General features: G+C 45.0%; 17 protein-coding genes and 1 pseudogene. 8 read left to right on the top strand and 10 right to left on the bottom strand.

Going from position 1 to position 22,216, the window contains the following annotated elements; genetic code table 11:
• The first annotated feature begins 192 nt into the window (after positions 1–192).
• The 4 genes from KHO06_RS26410 to KHO06_RS26395 all read left to right on the top strand — a co-directional run bounded on the left by KHO06_RS26410 (position 193) and on the right by KHO06_RS26395 (position 6,654).
• Positions 193–1,410, top strand: coding sequence for an AAA family ATPase (locus tag KHO06_RS26410; RefSeq protein WP_005428912.1), 1,218 nt, complete (start codon positions 193–195; stop codon positions 1,408–1,410).
• Between the two features lie 7 nt (positions 1,411–1,417).
• Positions 1,418–2,392 (top strand): ParB/RepB/Spo0J family partition protein, encoded by a 975-nt coding sequence (locus tag KHO06_RS26405; protein ID WP_045383028.1) that lies wholly within the window; start codon positions 1,418–1,420, stop codon positions 2,390–2,392.
• A 116-nt stretch (positions 2,393–2,508) separates the two neighbouring features.
• Positions 2,509–4,527 carry a GNAT family N-acetyltransferase gene (locus KHO06_RS26400; protein WP_212582941.1) on the top strand — a complete coding sequence of 673 codons (2,019 nt, stop codon included), beginning with the start codon at positions 2,509–2,511 and terminating at the stop codon, positions 4,525–4,527.
• Between the two features lie 447 nt (positions 4,528–4,974).
• Entirely contained in the window at positions 4,975–6,654 is a 1,680-nt protein-coding gene (locus KHO06_RS26395; protein ID WP_212582940.1) for a FapA family protein, read from the top strand.
• 66 nt (positions 6,655–6,720) lie between these two features.
• On the opposite strand, the gene KHO06_RS26390 is transcribed toward KHO06_RS26395, so the two are convergent.
• On the bottom strand, positions 6,721–7,374 hold the full coding sequence (locus KHO06_RS26390) for a CatB-related O-acetyltransferase (RefSeq protein ID WP_212582939.1): 654 nt from the start codon (positions 7,372–7,374) through the stop codon (positions 6,721–6,723).
• Between the two features lie 92 nt (positions 7,375–7,466).
• On the opposite strand from KHO06_RS26390, the gene KHO06_RS26385 reads away from it, so the two are divergent.
• Positions 7,467–8,369: a LysR family transcriptional regulator gene (locus KHO06_RS26385; protein WP_212582938.1), complete on the top strand. Its 903-nt coding sequence runs from the start codon at positions 7,467–7,469 to the stop codon at positions 8,367–8,369.
• On the opposite strand, the gene KHO06_RS26380 is transcribed toward KHO06_RS26385, so the two are convergent.
• The 4 genes from KHO06_RS26380 to murQ form a co-directional block, all read right to left on the bottom strand.
• Complete coding sequence (locus KHO06_RS26380; protein WP_212582937.1) at positions 8,361–8,630, bottom strand: hypothetical protein; 270 nt, start codon at positions 8,628–8,630, stop codon at positions 8,361–8,363. The genes KHO06_RS26385 and KHO06_RS26380 overlap by 9 nt on opposite strands.
• A 224-nt stretch (positions 8,631–8,854) precedes the next feature.
• Positions 8,855–9,913, bottom strand: a complete 1,059-nt coding sequence (locus tag KHO06_RS26375; RefSeq protein ID WP_212582936.1) for a porin — start codon at positions 9,911–9,913, stop codon at positions 8,855–8,857.
• Positions 9,914–10,065: 152 nt separating this feature from the next.
• Positions 10,066–11,520 (bottom strand): PTS N-acetylmuramic acid transporter subunit IIBC, encoded by a 1,455-nt coding sequence (gene murP / locus KHO06_RS26370; RefSeq protein ID WP_079401573.1) that lies wholly within the window; start codon positions 11,518–11,520, stop codon positions 10,066–10,068.
• A gap of 28 nt (positions 11,521–11,548) precedes the next feature.
• Complete coding sequence (gene murQ / locus KHO06_RS26365) at positions 11,549–12,451, bottom strand: N-acetylmuramic acid 6-phosphate etherase (RefSeq protein WP_212582935.1); 903 nt, start codon at positions 12,449–12,451, stop codon at positions 11,549–11,551.
• Between the two features lie 242 nt (positions 12,452–12,693).
• On the opposite strand from murQ, the gene KHO06_RS26360 reads away from it, so the two are divergent.
• Positions 12,694–13,545: an SIS domain-containing protein gene (locus KHO06_RS26360; protein ID WP_162092095.1), complete on the top strand. Its 852-nt coding sequence runs from the start codon at positions 12,694–12,696 to the stop codon at positions 13,543–13,545.
• A gap of 20 nt (positions 13,546–13,565) precedes the next feature.
• Here the strand turns inward: KHO06_RS26360 and mpaA are convergent, their stop codons facing one another.
• Positions 13,566–14,276, bottom strand: coding sequence for a murein tripeptide amidase MpaA (gene mpaA / locus KHO06_RS26355; RefSeq protein WP_155647812.1), 711 nt, complete (start codon positions 14,274–14,276; stop codon positions 13,566–13,568).
• A gap of 187 nt (positions 14,277–14,463) precedes the next feature.
• On the opposite strand from mpaA, the gene KHO06_RS26350 reads away from it, so the two are divergent.
• Entirely contained in the window at positions 14,464–16,089 is a 1,626-nt protein-coding gene (locus KHO06_RS26350) for an ABC transporter substrate-binding protein (RefSeq protein ID WP_212582934.1), read from the top strand.
• Positions 16,090–16,152: 63 nt separating this feature from the next.
• Here KHO06_RS26350 and KHO06_RS26345 read toward each other — a convergent pair whose 3' ends face one another.
• Positions 16,153–16,737 carry a flavodoxin family protein gene (locus KHO06_RS26345; protein WP_212582933.1) on the bottom strand — a complete coding sequence of 195 codons (585 nt, stop codon included), beginning with the start codon at positions 16,735–16,737 and terminating at the stop codon, positions 16,153–16,155.
• 226 nt (positions 16,738–16,963) lie between these two features.
• Here KHO06_RS26345 and KHO06_RS26340 point away from each other — a divergent pair, with 226 nt between their 5' ends.
• Positions 16,964–17,287: a hypothetical protein gene (locus tag KHO06_RS26340; protein WP_212582932.1), complete on the top strand. Its 324-nt coding sequence runs from the start codon at positions 16,964–16,966 to the stop codon at positions 17,285–17,287.
• Positions 17,288–18,281: 994 nt separating this feature from the next.
• Here the strand turns inward: KHO06_RS26340 and KHO06_RS26865 are convergent.
• The 3 genes and pseudogenes from KHO06_RS26865 to KHO06_RS26330 form a co-directional block, all read right to left on the bottom strand.
• A pseudogene (locus tag KHO06_RS26865) lies at positions 18,282–18,409 on the bottom strand (mechanosensitive ion channel family protein); the annotation flags it as partial.
• Positions 18,410–19,106: 697 nt separating this feature from the next.
• The gene (locus KHO06_RS26335; RefSeq protein ID WP_212583449.1) at positions 19,107–19,694 is read right to left on the bottom strand and encodes a mechanosensitive ion channel family protein; all 588 of its coding nucleotides are present in this window, start codon (positions 19,692–19,694) and stop codon (positions 19,107–19,109) included.
• 395 nt (positions 19,695–20,089) lie between these two features.
• On the bottom strand, positions 20,090–22,204 hold the full coding sequence (locus KHO06_RS26330; RefSeq protein WP_005428951.1) for a type I secretion system permease/ATPase: 2,115 nt from the start codon (positions 22,202–22,204) through the stop codon (positions 20,090–20,092).
• Positions 22,205–22,216: the final 12 nt, after the last annotated feature.

Here is a 22,216-nt window from a genome sequence, read left to right as displayed (position 1 = left end):
TTCAAGGTTTGAAGCACTTTATTCGCATAGATTTGATTAAATTTTGTGATGTTTTTAAGGTGAAATCATAAAACAGGCGTTTGTGAGTATTTTTTATGTGATGGTTATTCAGAATGTTCGTGCACCTTTTTGTTGTTTTAGGATTGCAGTGCTGTACAATTAAAAACAGATATCCTTCCAACGGAATTTGGCATGAAAAGAGAAACAACGATTGAAAATCTCCAAGAGTTAGCGGAACTTACCCAACAAGTTCAAGCTGACCGTATTGAGATTGTTTTGGAAGAGCGTAGTGACAACTACTTCCCACCAATGTCTAAGGCAATGATGGAAACCCGCTCAGGTTTGACTCGCCGTAAGCTGGACGACGCTATCGGTAAGATGGAAGCGGAAGGTCATCAATTTACAAAGAATAATGCCAACCATTATTCAATCACGCTTGAAGAAGCGCACATGCTAATGGATGCGGCAGAAGTGCCTAAATTCCATGAACGTAAAAAGAATTCTGAAAACAAACCGTGGATCATCAACGTACAAAACCAAAAGGGTGGTACGGGTAAGTCCATGACAGCGGTTCACTTAGCGGCATGTCTGGCGCTAAACCTAGATAAACGTTACCGCATTTGTTTGATTGACCTTGACCCTCAGGGCTCTCTGCGTCTGTTCTTGAACCCACAAATCAGTGTGGCAGAGCACGACAACATCTATTCAGCGGTTGATATCATGCTTGGTAACGTGCCAGATGGCGTTGAAATCGATCGTGAGTTTCTACACAAGAACGTGTTGTTGCCAACGCAATACCCGAACTTGAAGTCGATTTCTGCTTTCCCAGAAGACGCAATGTTCAACGCAGAAGCGTGGCAAACACTCTCTGAAGACCCATCGCTAGATATCGTTCGTCTGTTGAAAGAGCAGTTGATTGACAAGATCGCGAATGACTTCGACGTGATTATGATTGATACCGGTCCACACGTTGACCCGCTAGTATGGAATGCAATGTACGCATCAAACGCGCTTTTGATTCCTTGTGCTGCGAAGCGTCTTGACTGGGCTTCTACAGTAAACTTCTTCCAACACCTTCCAACGGTTTACGAGATGTTCCCGGAAGATTGGAACGGTCTTGAGTTTGTTCGTTTGATGCCTACCATGTTTGAAGACGACAACAAGAAGCAAGTTTCTGTTCTAACTGAAATGAACTATCTTCTAGGTGACCAAGTTATGATGGCCACCATTCCTCGTAGTCGCGCATTCGAAACCTGTGCTGACACCTACAGCACCGTGTTTGACTTAACCGTAGGCGACTTCGAAGGTGGTAAGAAAACACTCGCGACTGCACAAGATGCGGTACATAAGAGTGCACTAGAACTAGAGCGCGTACTGCACTCTAACTGGCCGTCACTGAATCAGGGGTAATGAATAAATGGCATTGAAAACGTCAGAATTAAACGCGAAATTATTTGGTAAAACCAATAAGCGTCGTGTTGCGACACCTCAAGAAGCGCAAACGGCAGCAAAAGACAAAGCACAAACCATCGAACTTGCTGTCGCTGGTGAGAGTACGGTTCAATTTGAATTGGTACGAATTCCTGCAGATAAAGTGGCGACAGACACTAGCGTATTTGCAGAGAACGCTCGTGAGCAATCTTTCCTAAACGAACACGCTTTATCGGATGTGTTGGTGACGTTGAAAGAACGTGGTCAACAATATCCGGCTGTTGGTCGTCGCACAGAAGATGGCAAGATTGAAGTATTAGACGGTAGCCGCCGTCGTATGTCTTGTATCTTAGCAGGGCAGGATTTCTTGGTTTACGTTGGTGATGGCATCAACACAGACCACGCGAAATTCCTTTCTGATGTTGCAAACGCGCACAAGCCACTGTCTCTATACGAAAAAGGTAAAGAGATGCAGGCGAAGCTTGAAAGTGGCGAAGCTGAAGACCAAAAAGCGTTGGCAAAAATGTTCCAGTGCAGTGAAGCATTGGTGAGTGGCGCATTAAAAGCCGCTGCACTTCCACTTGAACTTCTGCAAGCTTACCCGAATGTTGGTGATTTAGGTCGTCCAACAATTGTTAAGCTGCATAAGCAGTTCTCGACATTGAACGGCGAACAACAACAAAACTTGTTGGATAAGTGCCGTACGTCGGAAGGTTATTTGTGGCAGCGCAGCGCAGCTCAAGGTGTGGCTCGTCTTACTAAAGATGTGACAGAAAGCATCGAAAGCTGGATTGCAGAATTAGCGCCTGCGAAACCGGCTAAGAAAGCAGAAAAAGTCGATTTAGTTAAAGGTCGCGCAAGCTACAGTCGTAAAGGTAACAACCTTGCTCTTAACTTGAAGAAAGTAGACGACAGCTTGATGGAAGAAATTCTGGCTTTCGTTGAGAGCAAAATGAAGTAAACCTCTTCTTGTTTGAAACCGCTTTCGGGCGGTTTTTTTTATGTCTGCAATTTGGCGAAGTATCCATGAATCCAGATGTGATAACATGGCGTTAGTTAAATGCTTGGATACACGTAATGCTCGCACAATCTGAATTCCTTTCTCAGCTTCAGCTCCAATCTTACAAAGCCTTTCAACGTAATGGCGTGGTGATTTATGGTGATGCCGATTGGCAAAACGCCTTGATTGCCGACTTCCATCAAAAGCAGCAAAATCAGACTTGGTTTTGCGTAGGGGAGTGGCAACTAGAAAATGCCCACTGCGTAAATGCAAAACAAGGCAATATGTTGCTCGGTCGCGAGTGTGACGTTTTGCTGTTTGATGCGAGAAAAGAGCTTGATGCTAACAGTTTTACTTCGGCTCTTGGCGCGCTTGTCGGCGGTGGACTATTGATTGTGGTTGCCAATAAAAATCAAGACGCGGATGAAGCTAAATTGTGGATGCAAACGCAATGGCAACAACTCACCGTGATTGAGGAAAATTCACCATTACCTCAACTACCAGATTTCATCCAAGCGGAAAAAGCGCATCAGTATAGCGAGCAAACTGAAGCGGTTTCTTTTATCGAAAAAGTGGTGACAGGGCATCGTAAACGTCCGTTAGTATTAACCGCCGATCGTGGTCGAGGAAAAACCAGTGCGTTAGGCATTGCATGCGCGCAGCTTTTAGAGCAAAAGCCACTGCGAATTCTCGTCACAGCGCCAAGCATCAAAGCGGTTGAACCGGTCTATCAGCACGTACTGAGAATGCTATCAACCGCAGAGCGGGTTAAGAAAGATCGATTAGAAGCGGGGCAGGGTTACATTCAGTTTATCGCACCAGATGAATTACTCTCAGCTTTACCTGAGTGTGATTTGTTGTTGGTTGATGAAGCCGCCGCGATTCCGGTTCCTATGCTTAAGCAGATTACTGAGCAATATCATCGCCTCGTCTTTTCAACCACCATTCATGGTTATGAAGGTTGTGGCCGTGGCTTCACGCTTAAGTTTGTTGATTGGCTACAAAAGCAAAGACCTGGAATGAAGCTTTGTCATCTTCAACAACCTATTCGATGGGCAGTAAATGACAACTTGGAATCTTGGTTGTACCAAGCATTTTTGCTGGATGCAGAACTTACCCCGAGCCAACCTGCCGAGCTTGGTGACATTTCATTAATCAATCTCCGTAAGTCAGCGTTGATTTCTAATCCTTCCGTATTGAAAACGTGCTTTGCGTTACTTGTGAATGCGCATTATCAAACCTCGCCAAATGATTTGTTGCATCTTTTGCAGGATGAACATTGCCAGATTTACGTAGCTCAGAATAATAATGAAATCGTTGGGGTGATGTTAACGGTGGAAGAGGGCAACCTCGATTCGAATCTCGTTAAAGATATTCAGCTTGGGAAACGTCGTCCGAAAGGGCATTTGACGCCAGTGACTATCATCAATCAACTTGGTTACGCTGATGTGGGTGCGCTTTCTACTTTGCGAGTGATGCGAATTGCAGTTCATCCAGACTTGCAAGGTCAGGGTATTGGCCAACAAATGTTGAAGCAGTTAGAACAAACTACGCCGCCTCATATTTCCTATTTTTCCACCAGCTTTGGTGCAACAGAAGAACTGATTACGTTTTGGAAGCAATCTGGTTTTGAATCCATTCGCCTTGGAAGTATGCGAGATGCGGCAAGTGGATGTTACTCGTTGTTGATGGTTCGTCAGCGTGGTTCTCAACAAGGTTGGATAAACGAAGCTAAATCGTTGTTCGAAGAACTGCTGCCATTGAGTGCGGCGTCTACTTATCCTAAGTTAGAGCCAAGTTTGCTTCGTGCGCTCTTGCCAGCCTCGGTATCTACTTGCCCGTCCCATTTAACGAAGCGCACTTTAATCGAGAGTTATGCTCAAGGTGGGAACAACTTTGAATCGGTCTCTGTTTGGATTCAGCAATGGTTATTGCAATGTGGTTTGGCCGATGTGTCTGATTTGATGATCAGTAAGATTTTCTTAAACAAAGACTGGAGTGAGTGCGCTAAGCAATATAGCTTGCCGGGACGTAAGCAAGTTGAAGCGCATATAAGAAACGAGCTACAAGTTTTGATAGCTAAATTTACAGTGTAAACAGAGCGAGTAATTTACACTGTAAAAGTAGATTTGAAAGGGGGAGGGTTTACACTGTAAATCCTCCCTTTTGATTTGGCACTTTTTAGTCAAGGTCTACGGCAAGGTGTAAAGACAATCTCAATTTACACTGTAAATGGGAACTCGTTCTTTTGAATGATATTGATATTTGAGCTAAATAAGCAATTTGTAGTCTAGTCAGTATGGCCATTAAGCATACCTCCACTTTTATTCAGATATCGCTTGCTATGTACCAGTCAAACTTAGGTAGTGTGGCTAATAAATGAATCCAAACTCGATTTAGAAATTCTGTGTTTGTCTGCCTCAAGCTCAGAAATTGCGGGGCATCCTTTAGTGATGTGAGCCTGATTCTGAGAATTGAGAGGTTTGTTCAGAAAATGATTTTGGTTAGACTGAGTTAGGTGATGGGTAGCAGATGGATTGGTTATGTGGAAGATATGCCTTGAATGGTCGGAAGACAAAACGAGGATTTTTGCCCGCTTACCAGGAGATGTTGAACTGGGAAGTGAGCTAAATCAAAAGGAGTTGCCTGAACAGCTTCAAGCAATGAATGCCAGTCAGGCGTTTGTTGATGAAGCTGAAGTGGTTCGATTCATTAACTGTGCTCGTGAGCGTAAAGCTGAAGCATACGAAGGCATCGTCGTCGCACAGATTAAGAATGCTCAGGTAGAAGTTGAACTGTCGAACAACGACATGCTCGCTAGTATGAACATCACTGGCGCTTATGGTGGCCGCGGTTTGCGTGGTCCTGAAATCGTTCAAGCGCTTGCTCATGCGCGAGTGTCGAAAGGCATCAACAAATTGGCGCTCAAAAAAGTCATGGTCGTCAGCAGTCAACTCAAACCCGGAGAGACCTTTACTCAACCCGTCGCTGTTGGTAAACAACCAATTAAAGGTAAAGACGCTATCTTTACGCCTCTCGTCAAAGACATCACCAAACGTATCCTCAAGCCAAAAGAAGGCCAAACCACTTGCGATAAGATTGATTTACGTAACTTAGGTGAAACCATTGCCGTTGATATTGGCGACGAGGTCATGCATCGAACGCCTGCTACCAAGGGTATTCCAGGCTTTACTGTGCAAGGTCGCGTGATTCCTCCTCAAGCAGGCAAAGACAGCCCTATCAAACCGGGCAAAGGAACGGAAATCAGCAAAGCCGATCCTAATCTTCTGATTGCTTCTGTGTCTGGTACGCCTCTCATCAAAGACAAAACCATTGAAGTTGATAATGCGCTGTGTCTGAACAGTGTGGGCGTAAATACCGGACACGTTAAGTTTAAAGGCAACGTCATCATTGGCGGCAATATTGAATCTGGCATGATCGTTAAAGCGACCGGCTCTATTACCGTTGGTGGGTTTATTGAATCCGCTGACGTGCAAGCTGAAGGCGACATCCAAGTTGCGAAAGGCATTATTGGCCACACAGTGAGTGATGGTCAGCCGAAAAGCTGCCACGTTCGAACCAAAACATCGATTCGTGCCAGTTACGCCCAGTATTGTGAATTGCAGTCTGGCGAAGACATAGAGCTAGCTGTGCACAGTATGAATAACGACATTGTGTGTGGACGCAACCTGACGGTACTTGATGCCAGCGGTAAAAACGGCACTTTAAGCGGTGGTGATGCCAAAGTAGGAAGTAAGGTACTTTGTTCTCAACTTGGTGTAGAAGGTGATACAGCAACGAAAATCGAGGCTTTTGCCTGTTACGCTGTATTCAAAGAGCGTATTGCCAACTTAAAAGAAGAATACAAGTCCGCCCAAGAAGGCACGATGGATGTGATTCGTAAGGAGCTTGAATTTAAGAAGCGCCCGAAAGCAGAACGTACCGACGAAGAACAAGCTCAAATCGAAGTATTAAAAGCACAAAACAATGAGCGTCTTGATGAGGTTAAACAGAAGCTAGAACACACAGAGCACGACTTTGAGGTCTCACTGGAAGAGAATATTGTCGAAGCCAAAGATCGCGTTTTTACCCGTGTTACGGTGCAATTTGGAGACGAACAGGTGACAACCAAACGCACCCATGGCGGTTGTGTGTTTAGCTTTAACCAATACGAAATCAAAGTGGCGGCAAATTTAGAGGAAGAAGACGTCGTCGCGATTTAACTCTTTAATTGGAAGTTTGAAAAAAGCCCGTGTATTGAGAGGTACACGGGCTTTTGCTTTTAAACGCTAGGCAATGTGTTCTTGGTAGTAAGCACCAAGCGCGCGGACATCACTGCTGCACATTATCTTCATTGCTTGTTTAATATGGTTAATGGGCCAATCCCACCATTTAATCTCTGACAACATGGCAACACATTTGTCGTCAAAGCGCTGGCGAACAATATGATTGTGACCAACAACAATCGAGTAGGGCGGGACATCTTTAGTGATGACTGAGCGCGCACCAATCACGGCACCATCTCCAATTTTCACGCCCGGCATGATCATCGCTTCGCTGCCAATCCACACATCATTACCAACTATGGTATTACCTGCGCGTTCAAAGCCGCTTTGTACATCTTCTCCAAACTCTTCAGGAGAAAATGGAAAGGTAGAAATCCAATCTACCCGATGGCCTTGATTGCCAGCCATCATAAAGGTCGCGCCAGAAGCGATTGAACAGAACTTGCCAATGATCAGTTTGTCCACTTCACCATAAGCGCCATCTTGCCACTCTTGTTGGGTAACGCTGTCGCCCATCAAATAACGAACCGATTGATCTTCAAATGTTTTACCGTGATAAAACCCCGAGTAATAACTGTAGTCTCCTACCTGAATATTCGGGTTAGTGACATGGTCTTTGATCACTTGTCCTTTTAACCAAGTATCGAATACGTTCATTCGTGATTCTCCATTCCAATTTTAAGTTGTAAGCAGTGTAGAGCCTTTCTATTATTTCCAGTAGATTGTTTTTAGAGAATCATAATTCCCATATGGAAATAAAGTGGCTAAGCTATGTGCCGATGTACATCGCTCTATGTGAAGAGAAGAGTATTGCTGGTGCGGCGAAAAAACTGCGTTGCTCAAACGCGCACGCGAGCCGTCAATTGAGGCAGTTAGAAGAGATTCTGTCAGTGCAGTTGATTCAGCGTACAACAAGGCAATTTAATCTAACTTACGATGGGCTGCGCTTTTATCAGCAAGTAAAGGGTTTGATGGAAGGGGCAGAACAGATTAATGAACAAGTGATGGAAAGTGACCGAGTCGCCGGGCATTTGCGCATCGCCGCGTCGGCGTCATTTGGGGCAGCGTTATTGAACCGAGCCTTGATCGAGTTTCGCCAGTTATATCCTGAAGTGACGTTCGAAGTGATCTTTTCAGAAATGCCTTTGGATCTTATTGAGTCTGGCTTTGATGTGGCGTTTTTCTTCACGAATAATCCACCCGAGGGCTATATTGGCCACCATCTGCGCTCTTTACACTGTAAACCGTTCGCACATAAAGCGTACTTGTCTAACAAACCACGCATAGCTACGCCGGAAGATCTTTATCAGCTTGACCACATTGTGTATCGCAATGAAGTGTTAAATCTCGATACGTGGCACTTTCATCATATGGAAACCAAGCAAAAAGTTTCAGTAGCTTTGCAAAGTGTACTCAGCTTTAATTTGGTTCAATCCATGCTTGAGGCCACTCTTGAGGGATGCGGCGTTGCAATGTTGGATGAATTTGCATTGGAGAAACTCAGCGGAGAAGAGCGATCGCAACTCGTGCCGTTACTCCCTGAATGGCAAACGGATGCGATCCTACCGCTCTATATTCTTTATCCTAAACGTGAGCATTTACCAAAGCGAACGCAGGCGTTTATTGAGTATTTCAAACAGCAATCATTTTAAGCTGTAATCATTTTTAACTGACAGGTTGTCTTGAGCGTGCAGGTCTTTAATCTCTGCAGTGCCTTGAAAGTGTTGATTACAAGTGCGGCAGTAGAATTGAGGCGCTAACTCGTGATAGTGGTTACCGGTAAAGCAGCGTGATACCGATACCATCAAACGGGCTGTTTTGCCGTTGATGTTTTCAGGTTGAGTGTTGATGCGTTTCATCACGCGTTTGTGTTCAGTCGGTTTGTTGCAGTGTGAGCAGAATTTTACAGGCATAAGGCTCTCAAATTGATTCAGTGATGATTAATTGATGAGAGAGTACTTTGCTTAATGATGAAAAAGTAAACATGCATGTAATGATAATTGACAGCAATGCCTATTAGGAAACTCATTGAGTGGCTAGTAACTGAAAAGAAGGAAGATTTCACTCCTCGATATTTTAAAGGCAGGAAAAATATCGAGGAGGAAATCTTAGCTAACTAAAACGAGTGTATGGACATTTACAGCTCGTAACGTAGCCCGAAGTGGTAGTAGCTTTCATCTGCATGTGCACCACCAAACGAGACTTCTTGTGCGTTGTCGTAACCGCGTGAGCCATTACGGTCAACGTAACTGGTGTAGATAGAAGAGCGAGGGGTCAGTTTGTACTGCACTTCAACGGTTGTGTCTGTAAGCTCAAGCTCGTCGCCGTCGCTGTTTTCTAGAGAGCGGTATCCTGCACGTAGCGCCCATTTGTCATTTACACTGTAAACTGCGGTCAGCTCCATGACTTTATCGGTACTGGTTTCAGAGAAGTAACCTTCTAGCTCATCTTCTGAGTAAAGCGCACCTAACATCAAATCACCCAAGTAGTAACGCGTACCTACACCCCAGAAGGTGTAATCGGTATCGTTATCTTCACGCGCATCGCCTTTGCTCTTTTGCATTGCAACTACAGGGGCGAGTGTGCCTAAATCGTCCATTTCTAGGGTGTAACGTAATGTTGCGTTGTAGCCGTAATCGAGTTCAGAGGTGCTGTTACCAAGAATGTAAGCCACCGATGCATCGAAGTTGCCAATGCGGTTTTGGTATTGCAGCGTACCGTCTTGACGGAAAACTTGTGTCGCGGTTTTATCCACTTTATTTGCTTGGCGTGCCATAGATACGTCTGATGACGCGAACACATCACCAATGTCGGTGAACATGATCAACCCTGATGCAACACGGCCACCTGTGATTCGGCCGTAATCTTGCGCATCAATACCGGCCCAAACGTAACGTGCTGTCAGAGAAGGCTTGTCGTTCACTTGGTTGGCGTATTCGGCTGCACCTACTTGGTATTGCGCTTGGCCAATGATAGAGGCGTGTTCGTTGATGGTTTGTGAGCCATTCAAACCAATACGGCCATCAAATTCGCCGTTGGCATCACCGTGTTCATCATTTTTATTAGTGACGTTAAAGCCAAGACGAGAGTAAATGTTCAAAACCGACCCGTCTTCTGCTTGGTAAAGTTGAGCGGCCATCGCTGCGTTCGATGCCATCAGAGTAGGGAGAAGTAGAGTCAAAATGTGCTTTTTCATGTGAACGACCTTTTCGTTTCTATTGTTTTTAAGCACGACAAAGCCCCTTCCGAATAACGGAATAAAATCAATGTCGTGAGAAGTAGAGAGAGGGTGCGCCCTTGAAAGCTCAAGGACGCGAGCTAGTCCATTCCTATAGGGGTTAGAATGATTTAGCTTAAATCAACGTCTTTGCAGCCAAAGAAGTAGGTAGCTAGGAAGCCAACAATGTAAGAGATAAGTAGACCACCGATGAACACCATCATGCCGGCAAAGATGCCGTTAGCCGAGGTCATCAGGGGGATTGCAACGATACCAGATGGGCCAAATACGGTGTTTAGACCGACAGGCAGGCCAAGGTAAGAGACCAAACCGATAAAGAAGCCACCCGCTGCGCCACCAATACAAGCGGTTACGAACGGTTTAACGCGCGGTAGCGTCACGCCGTAAATCAGTGGCTCACCGATGCCAAGTAGACCTGGAATGATGGCGCCTTTTACTTGTGTGCGTAGTAGGGCGTCTTTCTTGGCTTTGAAGTACAGCGCCATAGAAGCACCCACTTGACCGCCACCAGCCATCGCTAGGATAGGAAACAGCGAGTTAAAACCTTGTGCTTCCATCAGGGCAAAGTACACAGGCACAAACCCTTGGTGGATGCCAAATACCACGGAAATTAAGAACAAACCTGCCAAAATCGCGGCGCCTAATGGGTTGTCATTCAAGTTTAGGAACAACCAAGACATGCCTTTGAACAGCTCACCACCGATTGGCATGATGATCAAAAACGTTACTGCACCCATGATCAAAAGCGTGACAACTGAGGTTAAGATCATGTCCAGATCGTCAGGCATATACTGACGCACTTTTTTCTCGACCTGAGCACCAATGATCGCTGCCATCAACACGCCAATAATGTTACCGCGCGGATCAATTGCAAAACCGAAGAACTCATTCATTCCTGAATAAATGCCTGACGTTGCATCAGGGTTGTAACCCAACACAAATAGCGAAGCGAGTATGGCGCCATTGACACCTGAGCCACCAAAAGCTTGTTGAGCGTTGTAGCCAATTAGAATGCTCAAGAACGCGAACAGGCCTTTGCCAAAGACTTTCATGTAGGCAATCAAATCCAACATAAACTGGCTTGGCGTTTGGTCGAGCACGAAGATTTGTTCCAATAACGTGGCAAAACCAAGCAGCAAACCCGCAGCGATAAAGCCGGGAATCAGCGGTGTAAAAATGGTGGCAAACTTACTCAGAAAACGCTGAACCGCGCTGGTTTGCTTACTCTTCATCTGTTTTTTCTGTTCTGCAGCGACAGCAGAAAGATCCTGTTGTGGTGCGTCAGGCTCTTCGCTGTCACCAGAGATTAAGCTGTCGATCAGCTTATTCATCATATCGGCAGCTTGTTGAGCTTTACCGGGACCAAGAATGATCTGGAATTGCTCGTCGCTTTCTACCACACCCATTACGCCGGGAATTTGTTTAATGACGGATTGATCCGCCAAGCTGTTATTCGCGAGAGATAAACGCAAACGTGTCATACAGTTACCGCACTTACTTACGTTGTTACTGCCACCCACTGCGGCGAGCAATTGCGATACTGTGTTTGAGGTAATTTTTGCCATAGGGACTATCCTTCAGGACTCGGGCTATTTAGTTATTATTTAGTGCTGCACGAATAAAACCGTTGTGCTCGGCGAGGCGGGACTTGGCTTGCTCTGCATCCAAATCAGCCAGAATCATTAAAATGGCGGTCTTACAGTGACGTTCACACGCTTCAAGCGCTTTTTCTGCTTGTTCTTTTGTTGCGCCTGTTGCTTCAATCACAATGTTGGTTTGACGCTGAATCAGCTTGGCGTTGGTGGCTTCTACATCCACCATTAAATTGCCAAACACTTTGCCGCTGCGAATCATTGCGCCAGAAGTTAGCATGTTCAGCACCAGTTTTTGTGCTGTGCCCGCTTTCATGCGTGAAGAGCCGGTGACTACTTCTGCGCCCACCACCGGAAGAATGGCGATGTCGGCCGCTTCTGCCATTGCACATTCAGGGTTACATGCGATTGATGCCGTTGTTGATCCAACAGATTTTGCGTACTCCAAACCACCTAAAACATAAGGAGTACGGCCACTGGCAGCGATGCCAACCACAACATCATGCTGAGTCAGATTCAGTGCTTTTAAATCGTCTTGACCCATTTGAGCGTTGTCTTCTGCGTTTTCTACCGCTTTCAAAATCGCTTGATGACCACCAGCAATTAAACCGATAACCATATCTGGGTGTGTGCCATAAGTTGGAGGACATTCACTCGCATCAAGAATACCAAGGCGGCCAGATGTACCTGCGCCCATGTAAATTAAACGGCCACCATTCGCGAACGCTACAGTAATAGCATCGACAGTTTGCGCGATTTGTGGCAATACGGCTTGCACCGCTAAAGCGACTTTCTGATCCTCTTGGTTAATGACTTGCAGCATCTCGATGGTAGAAAGCGTATCGATCTCTGCGCTCGCTGGATTGCGGCTTTCTGTCACCAATCGGCTTAAATCAATTTTCATGTTTTGTACTCTTCGTAAATGTTCAATCTGAGGGCGATTCTATGGAATAAAATATTCAGGTTTGGTGATAAAAATCACACTTGAGGTTATTCTTTGTTCAGTAAAAATTTGGAATAATGACCGAGAATACTGATGAGATAACCTACGTAGAAACAAGGGTTGTTAAGTTAATCAGGCGGTTAAACAAAAGTGTGATTATTTCTGTTTTGGAATAATTTATTTAAAGTTTTTGGAATTTTGTCGTGTCCGTTATCAATAAAATCGTCGCAAGACGTACTCAACTCTCTCAAAGTGGTCGTTTGGTTGGCGATTGGATTGTCGAAAATGCAGCGAAAGCCGCGCAATTGACCAGTCAAGAGCTTGCTGCGCAAGTGCAAGTGAGCCAGTCAAGCATCGTCAAATTCACCCAGAGAATTGGCTATAAAGGCTACAGCGAGTTCAAATTGGCGTTGAACGAAGAGATTGGTCGTAAGCAAGCGATGCAATCCACGCCTCTGCACAGTGACATTTTGGCGGATGACCCGATTGCGGTGATTTCGCAAAAACTGGTTAAAGCGAAAACCGACGCTATGTTCCAAACGACCAATGCGCTCTCTTATGAGGCGTGTCATCAAGCGGTGAAGTGGTTGAGTGAAGCACGTCGTGTGCAAGTGGTGGGCATTGGCGGCTCTGCGCTTACCGCAAAAGATTTGAGCTTTAAACTGCTTAAGCTTGGGATTACCGCGCTATCTGAGCAAGACAGTCACGTACAAATTGCGGTTGCGCGCACGCTCTCTTCACAAGACGTGCAGATCGCGATTTCTTTTTCAGGAGAACGCAAAGAGATTCTGGTGGCTGCGGAAGCGGCGAAAGAGCAGGGAGCAAAAGTGATTGCTTTGTCTGCACCAGGGAGAAGCCGATTGAGAGACATTGCCGACATCACGTTTGATACCATCGCCAATGAAACAGAGCATCGTAGCTCTTCCATTGCTTCGCGTACGGCACAAAACGTGATTACGGATCTGCTGTTTATTATTTTGGTGCAACAAAGAGACGAAAGCGCGCGTCAGTTGATCAGTGATATCAGTACCGATATCAAGCAGATCCTTACTTGATCGCTTCGTATCGCTAGAAATTAAAGATCTGGATCGTGCTGTAACAAAGCAATAAACGCATCGAGATGCTTTTCGATCGTGAGATCCGCCGAGATCGGTGGCAATTCTACTGTAATACAAGGTAGTTGGCGTTCATTGCACCAAGTACCGAAAGACCCTGGCGTTTCGTAATCAACATCGTCAACGATAGGTAGATTGAATTGCTTGCCAAGCCATTTGGCCAAATCAGAATGAGCGGGGTCATCGACAAACGCTAATGGTTCATGAAACGAGACCACAAATTTTGGTCTGCGCAGTTCAATCAAACTAATGAGTGCGTCAACTTCTGGTTCTAGCTGTTCTTTGTTGCCTGTTTTTACTTTCACATCTCGAACAGGTGTATGTGAGCTCCAGCGATAGACTGTGCCGTGCTCTGTCCAATTCTGTGTAGGAAACGCACGGTTTAGATCGACTTGATTGGCGTTGGCTCGCGTACCCAGTTGGTTTGCATCTGGGTTCATCGATAAAATCACATCGTGTTTCAGACACTCCACTGGCAAGCTTCTTAACGCGCACGACAATCCGGCGATTGAGGCGGTCTCGTCGCCGTGTGTCCCCGCGAGAATAAGGCCTCGCGAGTTACTTTCTACTTGTGCTGGGAAGTACAACAACGGCGCGCCCAGTACCGATTTTCCATATGATGTTGGCGTAATTAAAAATGCCGCTCTTTCCGTTCTTGGAATTAGACTCACCGTAATCTCCTGATTGTTCGAGTAGTATCTGTTCATCACTCAAGCTATATATAACTCATGTTACAGCCGTTGAACTTAGCATCTTGAGATTACTCGGATATAAACTGAACACTTAAAGTTCGTCAATGCTTGTATGATGAATAATGGTACTTGCTTCAAAAGACGTGTTAGGAGAACGAAAAACGATATGGATTTTAAAAAGCATTCAACAGCGTTGCTGGTTTCCTCTTTATTGACCCCATTTTTATCCACTTCAGCTTTAGCTGATTCTTTACCTGATGGTGTGCGACTCGCACCAGAACAGCATTTAGTACGAGCAAACGATGCAGAAGCGGCGACGCTAGACCCTGCGAAAGCCGAAGGCTTACCAGAGATGCACGTAATTCGTGATTTGTTTGAGGGATTAGTCATTCAAGACCGCGATGGCAATATCGTTCCTGGTGTTGCGGAATCTTGGCAAACCGAAGACAACCAAACTTTTGTGTTCCATCTGCGTAAAGACGCCAAATGGTCGAACGGCGATCCTGTGACAGCGGATGATTTTGTTTATTCATTGCGTCGTGCTGTGGATCCGAAAACCGCTTCTCCCAATGTTTGGTATCTCAAACTCACTAAGCTCAAAAACATCGCCGACGTAGCAGAAGGTAAAAAGCCACTGGATGATCTTGGTATCACCGCCGTCGATAAACATACTCTGCGCTTCGAACTTGATAGTAAGGTGCCGTACTTTGTCGCAATGACAGGCCACACTTCGATGATGCCCGTACACAAAGCAACGGTTGAGAACAGCGAAAAGCCGTGGAGTGATCCGCAGCAGTTTGTTGGCAACGGTGCATTTGTTCTGGATAAATGGGTGGTGAATGAGCGCATTGAGCTGAAAAAGAACCCAAACTACTGGGATAGCGCGGATACTCATCTCACAGAGGTGACATACATTCCGTTTGAGAACCAAAACGCATCGATCAATCGCTATGCGGTGGGGGAAGTGGACATCACCTCAGATGTACCAACCCATATGGCGCAAAAGCTGAAGAAGGATTACGAGCAAGCGTATACCGCGGTTCCGCTACTTTGTACTTACTACTACGCGTTTAACACCACGCGTCCTCCGTTCGATGATGAGCGAGTTCGAAAAGCCGTGTCTTATTCGATGATGCGTGATGTGATCACGAATGGTGTCACGCAAGTGGGTAACCTGCCTGCTTATACGTTCGCACACCAATACACCGCCGGCTTTGATGCGACTCAGCCAGAATACAGCACATGGACGCAGAAACAGCGTGATGAAAAGGCGCGTGAGCTGCTGAAAGAAGCAGGATACGGTGATGATAAGTCTTTAGATTTCAAATTGCTGTACAACACCAGTGAATCGAACAAGGCCATAGCAGTGGCGATTGCTTCTATGTTGAAGAACAACTTGGGCGCGAAAGTCGAATTAGAAAACCAAGAGTGGAAATCTTATCTCGTTGCCCGTAAGCAAGGGGACTTCGATGTGATGCGTGCTTCTTGGTGTGGAGATTACAACGAAGCATCCACCTTCTTGAGTCTACTGCGCTCTGGTTCATCAGGTAACTTTGCGCGTTACAGCAGTGAAGCCTACGACAAGGCGATGAACAGTGCATTGGCCGCAACGGATGAGAAAGCGCGCCAAGGTTTCTATGACCAAGCCGAGCAATTGTTGGCGGCAGATATGCCAATCGTACCGATTTACTACTACATGCAAGCGCGTTTGGTTCGTCCTACGGTTGGCGGTTTTGCCAAGAATAACGTAGAGGGCCGTATCTACTCAAAAGACCTCTACATTAAGAAGTAGCGCTCAAAACAAGCGATAAATACGAAGCCCCGAAGATGTATCTTGCGGGGCTTCTTTTTATTGTTAGCGAGTGGAGAGCTTGTTCACTAGCATAGCGACTCGTTTGCCAAGATACTCCGCCGTTGCAACATCTGAGGCATGCAACTGACCATCTTCACCGCCTTGAGCAACAATGCCACCTTGTACGCCATATCGGTTCAGATTCTGCTCGCCAGAATTGCTGATCTTATCCAATCCGACCCACATCATGCCATGCTGACTAGCTAGCGTTTGTAGGTATTGTAATGTGCAAGATTGGTCGCCATTCATTGCTCCACCACTGGTAAAGCCAGCCGCAATTTTTCCTGCCCATTTTTGGTAATACCAAGATTCACTGCTTGCATCTGCAAATGCTTTAAACTGTGCTGCTACGCCGCCCATATAGGTCGGTGAGCCAAAGATAACCGCATCGCACTCAGCAAGTTCATCCATTAGGTGAGGATTCACAAAACGTCCCTCAATGATCTCACTGCCTTCAATACGGTGAGAGAGAATTTCAAATCCACCTTGTTGCTCAATGCCCTGTTGTTCAACGCCTGCGGCAATCGCACGAGCAAGCTGACCAGTAACGTCGGTTTTAGAGAAATAAATAATCGCAATTTTGGACACAATGGTTCCTTTTTCATTGTTGATTTTGAATCGTGCGAATAAGGCTAAAACCTCAAGCTTGGTTGAGGTCAAGGGTTGATTTGAAATGGGGTAAGTACGAATTGGTACCCAAAGATATTTTTGAGCTTTCTTCTTTGATAGATCAATGGCATAACTACAGTGAATGTAATGATGGCGAATGTCGTGTATAAAAGCGTCAAAGTAATATCTTAAAAAGGATGAGTAGATGATCGTTTTATCAAGGGTTGTATCACTGTTTCTACTATTGATGTTGGGAGTTATGCTGTACACCGAGCTTTCAATTAGCGACGGTAATACCAATCTTTATGCTTTCATTCCTTTTGCGCTAGTTTATTTATTACCTTTGTTCCCTAATTCGATTCTGGTCAAAATTAAAGTAATAATCATAATGGCTTTCGTGGTCTCTGTGGTGCTGTGTTTCGGTGTTTGGTTAACGTTCCCTGCATCAAGGGGAGCTGTCATCGGTTACTTTTTCGTAATTAACATACCAATATTTTTGACCCTTTATCAGAGGGTGAAAGCGGAATAAAAATAGCTGATGTATACCCGTGATCATTAAGGTGTCTTAGATTCGACATCACTTATCGCTAAAGGATAAATAACTTATGACGATTTTTTTCTTTGCTTGCACTATTTCTATTTTTTGCGTGTATTTAAGGTTCGTAAAGAAGAAGCTTCCTTTGGTTAAAGTGGCGCTATTGGTTTCGGCGATGTGTCATGTTTTTATCATGAAAGAATACAGTGGTGACCTTCAGCTTATGCGTTTTTTCTCTTCACTGTTTTTTGCCATTAATTTTGGGTTATTTGTGACCACCAAGTGATACTAAAAACAGGTGTAGATACATCAGGTTTTTAGTGTGTTATTTCTTTCTATGGGGGATAAGTACGTTAGTTGGTTTTTTGGGCTCCCCACATTCAATAGCTTAGACTTCGATGTGGTTCATGTTGGTGAGTTCAGTAGCAGTTTGTTTGGATACTTTTTGGAAGCCTAAGTAGCAGCATGATATTTATTACGAAGATAAAGAAAGAAGCGAATAAACATGGTTATAATTTCTAGAGTTTTGGCGGGACTATTTCTCATAATGATAACCATTATGATGGTAAAGCTTTATTCATATGGTTATCGACCACCAATATGGATACCGTTATACCTGTATGTAACGCTTTCTCTTCCGTTGTTAAATAATCTGACGATATATAAAATTCGGCACTTTATATTTATTGTTTTTGTTGTTTCTATATTTGCCCATGCTTACATATGGTTTAATCTGCCTGGATTAGCTAATTCAGTCGTTAAGCATTTTTTCGTTATTAATCTCCCTTTGTTTGGTTTACTGATTTACCGAGTTCTAAATGATGAGAAGATTAGTGTTAGTAAATAGCTTGATTTAATGGATTTTTACTTAGTACAAAGTAAAGCAATCTTTCCTCTTCTGGGTATCAGTTCTATGAGCATAAGACTTCGGTAAGACGAACCAAGAACAAACAAAAAGCCGATGTAGATACATCGGCTTTTTCGTGGGCTATTTCTTTCTGCGGGTATAAATGCGTGAGGTGGTTTTTGGCTCCTCAGGCTTGGCTTTTTCTTTTGCCAATTTGAGTACCGCTTTTTGTAGCACAAGTTGTTTGGATACGTGATTAGGTTGCTGCTGGATCTACTGATTGCGACTCGTGTGAGCTGCGTCGTATCTGCAAATAGTGTAGCTAGTATTCGTGCTGCTATAAATGTTGCTCTGTCTGCTAAAGGCTGTGTTAGTTATATGAAGACAGAGTATAATGTTAGTAATATCATGGGCATCACAGATGTTATGAAGACAGTTGTCACCGTGCTATTAGTTATTTTAGGGAATGCTAATTAATAATGTTCATTCGCTTTTTGTTACCATCGCTAACGTTAGTCGTAAGCCTAGTCTGGTGGTTTTATTTACCACCAGAATTCAGACCTGTGAAATTTGAAAGGTTAACAGCTACAAATATTTCATGCGAAAAGTATTACAGTGGGCGGTCACATACATATGGGCTTACCATTTACACTGACGGTAGAGAGTTTTACTTTGATGAAATGTCTTCTTTTAAGTGTTCGCTTTTATTAAATCAAGTGAAGATAACAGATAAAATAGAATTAGCCTTTGACAAAAGAAGTAAAAGTAGTGAGCGCATTCCAATATATCAATTATTAGTTAATGGAGAACTTCTGTTAACTAGCAATTATAGAGATGGTTCCATATGTGAATTTTTCCCTGCAAGGAACTGTCTTAAAATAAGTAATTCAACAGACTGAACCCATTAACTTGTTCATGTTATTAATATAAGCAAAGCCGATGTAGATACATCGGCTTTTTAGTGGGTTATTTCTTTCTGCGGGTATAAATGCGTGAGGTGGTTTTGGGCTCCTCTGGCTTGGCTTTTTCTTTTGCCAGCTTTAAGACCGCTTTTTGTAGCATCAGGTTGTTTGGGTAAGTGATCAGGTTGCCGCTGTCGTGCTTGATCAGCACATGGAACATGCGGATTTCCTGAATCTCACCACTGATGTCTTCGTCTTTATCCACGACTTTAATTCGATCACCGACGCGGTATGGGAAGACAAAGAAGATCAGAAAGCTTGCTGTGATGTTACTTAGAATCGACCATTGCGCGATGAAAGCCACACCCAATACCGCAAAGATAGACGATAGGAAGAGTGACACATCGCCATAGCCAATACCGGTTACGATGGCGAAAAGCGAAGCAAACAAAAACAAGAACGCGACGTTGAAGCAGCGCTGAATAAAGCTCAAGCGCGCTTTGTTTACGCCTTTAGCTTCTGCCAAATTTAGGATCGCACGGTTGGCGATTTTCTTAAGCAAGCGATAAGCGATCAGAATGATGACGCCCATCAACACTTTATAACCGATAGAGCCAGCCGTGAAATACTGACTGATTTGCTCTAAATGCATCCAATGATTCATTTCTTCAACTCGAGAATATTAAGAAGGCGCGAGTTATAGCCGATTTTGGCTCGCTAGTAATTAATTATTTTCAGTGCAGAGTACGATTATTGCTGAACAAATTTTGACCTATATCTCAGTTCCGAATTGAGAGGGAATGAACCCTGATATCTGGTGTGTCGGCAGCTGCTAATCTAGATCAGTAGCTTGTTGATGTTACGTACAGAGAGGGGATGCAATGGAAGAAGATGAAAGGGCCATTATGGGGTTAGTGGCTATTGTTGGTTTTGTGCTGCTTTGGATATTCCTCGAAGAGTTTGGTTACTTTGGTTTATTAACCCTCTATAAATAAGCCCCGTAAAACTCTGGGTTCGACGGGGCTTTGATTTTCTGCTTACGCGGTCTTAGCTTACGGCGCGAACCTTGCCTTGCTTCAAGTCATTCAGCACTTGTGCTTTCGGACCATCAGCAATTACGCTGCCTTTCTCCATCACTATTACACGATCAACAATATCGAGCATTGAGGTTTTGTGCGTAATCAAAATCAGCGTTTCACTTGGTTTTAGCTGTGCTAACTGGTGTTTGATGTGCATTTCTGAACGGTTATCCATTGCACTGGTTGGCTCGTCCATTAAGAGCACTGGAGGACGACCCAAGAACGCTCGTGCAATCGTCACAGCTTGGCGCTGACCACCAGAGAGCATGCCGCCGCCTTCGCCTACTTGACGCTCAAGACCCGCAGGATCTGATTGAGTGAAGGTGGTCACGCCCGCACGGTTGGCGGCGTCTAATACGTCGCGATCATCGGTGAGCGGGCGACCTAGGGTAATGTTGTCGCGAATAGAACCGAAGAACAGATTCGAATCTTGCGGTACGCAGCCGATATTGCGTCGTACATCCACGTGGTGAAGTTGTTCGATGTCAGTGTCATCAATACGCACGTGACCTTCTGTCGGCTTGTACAGACCCATTATCAAGCGTTCTAGCGTGGTTTTACCCGAACCAATACGACCGATGATTGCGACTTTTTCACCTGGATTAATCGTCAGGCTTAAATCACGAATCGAGGCCACTGGCGCATCTGGGTAATGGAAGGTCACACGGTCAATCTCAATCTTACCTTGCACAATAGGGCGGTGAATGTAGCGTTTGCCTTCTTCTTGCTCGTCTGGCATTTCCATCACTTGGTTGATGATGGTCATTGAAGATTTCGCTTGGTTGTATCGAGTTGAAAGCAAAGAAAGCTGAACCATAGGACCAATCGCTCGACCACTCAGCATGGTTGCAGCAATCAAACCACCCATGGTTAGGTCACCATTGGCAATCAAGTACACGCCTAGAATGATCATGCCGACGTTACTACTTTGCTGCACAAAGCCCGCTGCGTTTTGAATACTGTCGGTGATACGACGGCTCTTGATGTTCCAGTTTGCCATGTGCGCAACGGCTTCTTCCCAACGGTATTGGAATTGGCTTTGTGCACTTAGCATTTTCACCGTTTCTAAGCCAGATAAGCTCTCAATCAAGTTGGCGTATTTCTGTGAAGCAAGACGAGAACCTTCTTCAATCGAGCGGCGAAGTGGACCTTGAATCAGCGCCGAGTGAATCATCAGAATCACCACACCAATCATTGGTACGTAAACCAGATCGCCCGCCATCAGCCAGATGATGACTAGGAACAAAATTGCGAAAGGTAAGTCAATTAGCGCACTTACCGTGGCCGAGGTGAAGAACTCACGAATGGATTCGAACTCTTGCAAGTGTCGAGCAAAAGCACCCACTGAAGGTGGTTTGGACTCCATTCGGATACCCATCACTTTGCTAAACAGCTTGGAGGAAATCAGGATGTCGGATTTTTTACCCGCAACGTCGATGAAGTAGTTACGCAGCGATTTGAGTAAGAAGTCGAACAGGAACACCACGAAGATACCGCTCGCCAACACCCATAAAGTCTCAAACGCGAGGTTTGGTACTACCTTGTCGTACACCAAGCGAGTGAACATTGGTGCCGCAATGGCAAAGATGTTGATGAGGAGAGAAGCGATAAGTACATCGCGGTAGATGCGTTTCGATTGCCACAAGGTTGACCAGAACCAGTGACCTTCTTTGGTTTTGAGCACTTCGGGAGAGCGCTCGTCATAACGGAATTGCTTTTTAACTAAAAAGTAGCGACCAGTGTACTGCTCAAGTAGGTCTTCTAGCGGGATGGAGATAGGCACCATTCCGCTTTCTAGGGTGGTGATTTCAGCTTCTTGTTTCTCAACATCGATGCTATTGAGAACGCAAGAATCGCCACCCTTTAGAAGTAAGATAGCCGGCAGAATCAGGCTCGAGATCTTGTCTAATTCTGCACGGTTTTCCTTGGCAACCAATCCGGCCCTTTCCGCCGCTCGTGGTAGCAGAAACGGAGTGAGCTTGCCATCAGAGAGCGGAAGGCCGTTAATCAGCGCTTCCGGTGAGTTGGCTAGCCCGAAGTATCGGCTAACGTAAATGAGCGAATTCAGTAAAGGGTCTTTCATCCTTGGTGTACC

It is taken from the genome of Vibrio sp. B1FIG11, from assembly GCF_905175335.1.
GTDB lineage: Bacteria > Pseudomonadota > Gammaproteobacteria > Enterobacterales > Vibrionaceae > Vibrio > Vibrio campbellii.
Note: the sequence above shows the minus strand (reverse complement) of the source record. Positions and strands in the feature narration are given on the sequence as shown.

What these genes read in the sequence shown, in the direction of transcription:
- KHO06_RS26375 (WP_212582936.1), bottom strand. Translation starts at nt 9,913, where the DNA reads ATGAAAAAGCACATTTTGACTCTACTTCTCCCTACTCTGATGGCATCG.
- murP (WP_079401573.1), bottom strand. Translation starts at nt 11,520, where the DNA reads ATGGCAAAAATTACCTCAAACACAGTATCGCAATTGCTCGCCGCAGTG.
- murQ (WP_212582935.1), bottom strand. Translation starts at nt 12,451, where the DNA reads ATGAAAATTGATTTAAGCCGATTGGTGACAGAAAGCCGCAATCCAGCG.
- KHO06_RS26395 (WP_212582940.1), top strand. Translation starts at nt 4,975, where the DNA reads ATGTGGAAGATATGCCTTGAATGGTCGGAAGACAAAACGAGGATTTTT.
- KHO06_RS26390 (WP_212582939.1), bottom strand. Translation starts at nt 7,374, where the DNA reads ATGAACGTATTCGATACTTGGTTAAAAGGACAAGTGATCAAAGACCAT.
- KHO06_RS26410 (WP_005428912.1), top strand. Translation starts at nt 193, where the DNA reads ATGAAAAGAGAAACAACGATTGAAAATCTCCAAGAGTTAGCGGAACTT.
- KHO06_RS26335 (WP_212583449.1), bottom strand. Translation starts at nt 19,694, where the DNA reads ATGCATTTAGAGCAAATCAGTCAGTATTTCACGGCTGGCTCTATCGGT.
- KHO06_RS26330 (WP_005428951.1), bottom strand. Translation starts at nt 22,204, where the DNA reads ATGAAAGACCCTTTACTGAATTCGCTCATTTACGTTAGCCGATACTTC.
- KHO06_RS26405 (WP_045383028.1), top strand. Translation starts at nt 1,418, where the DNA reads ATGGCATTGAAAACGTCAGAATTAAACGCGAAATTATTTGGTAAAACC.
- KHO06_RS26350 (WP_212582934.1), top strand. Translation starts at nt 14,464, where the DNA reads ATGGATTTTAAAAAGCATTCAACAGCGTTGCTGGTTTCCTCTTTATTG.
- KHO06_RS26380 (WP_212582937.1), bottom strand. Translation starts at nt 8,630, where the DNA reads ATGCCTGTAAAATTCTGCTCACACTGCAACAAACCGACTGAACACAAA.
- KHO06_RS26385 (WP_212582938.1), top strand. Translation starts at nt 7,467, where the DNA reads ATGGAAATAAAGTGGCTAAGCTATGTGCCGATGTACATCGCTCTATGT.
- KHO06_RS26400 (WP_212582941.1), top strand. Translation starts at nt 2,509, where the DNA reads ATGCTCGCACAATCTGAATTCCTTTCTCAGCTTCAGCTCCAATCTTAC.
- KHO06_RS26340 (WP_212582932.1), top strand. Translation starts at nt 16,964, where the DNA reads ATGATCGTTTTATCAAGGGTTGTATCACTGTTTCTACTATTGATGTTG.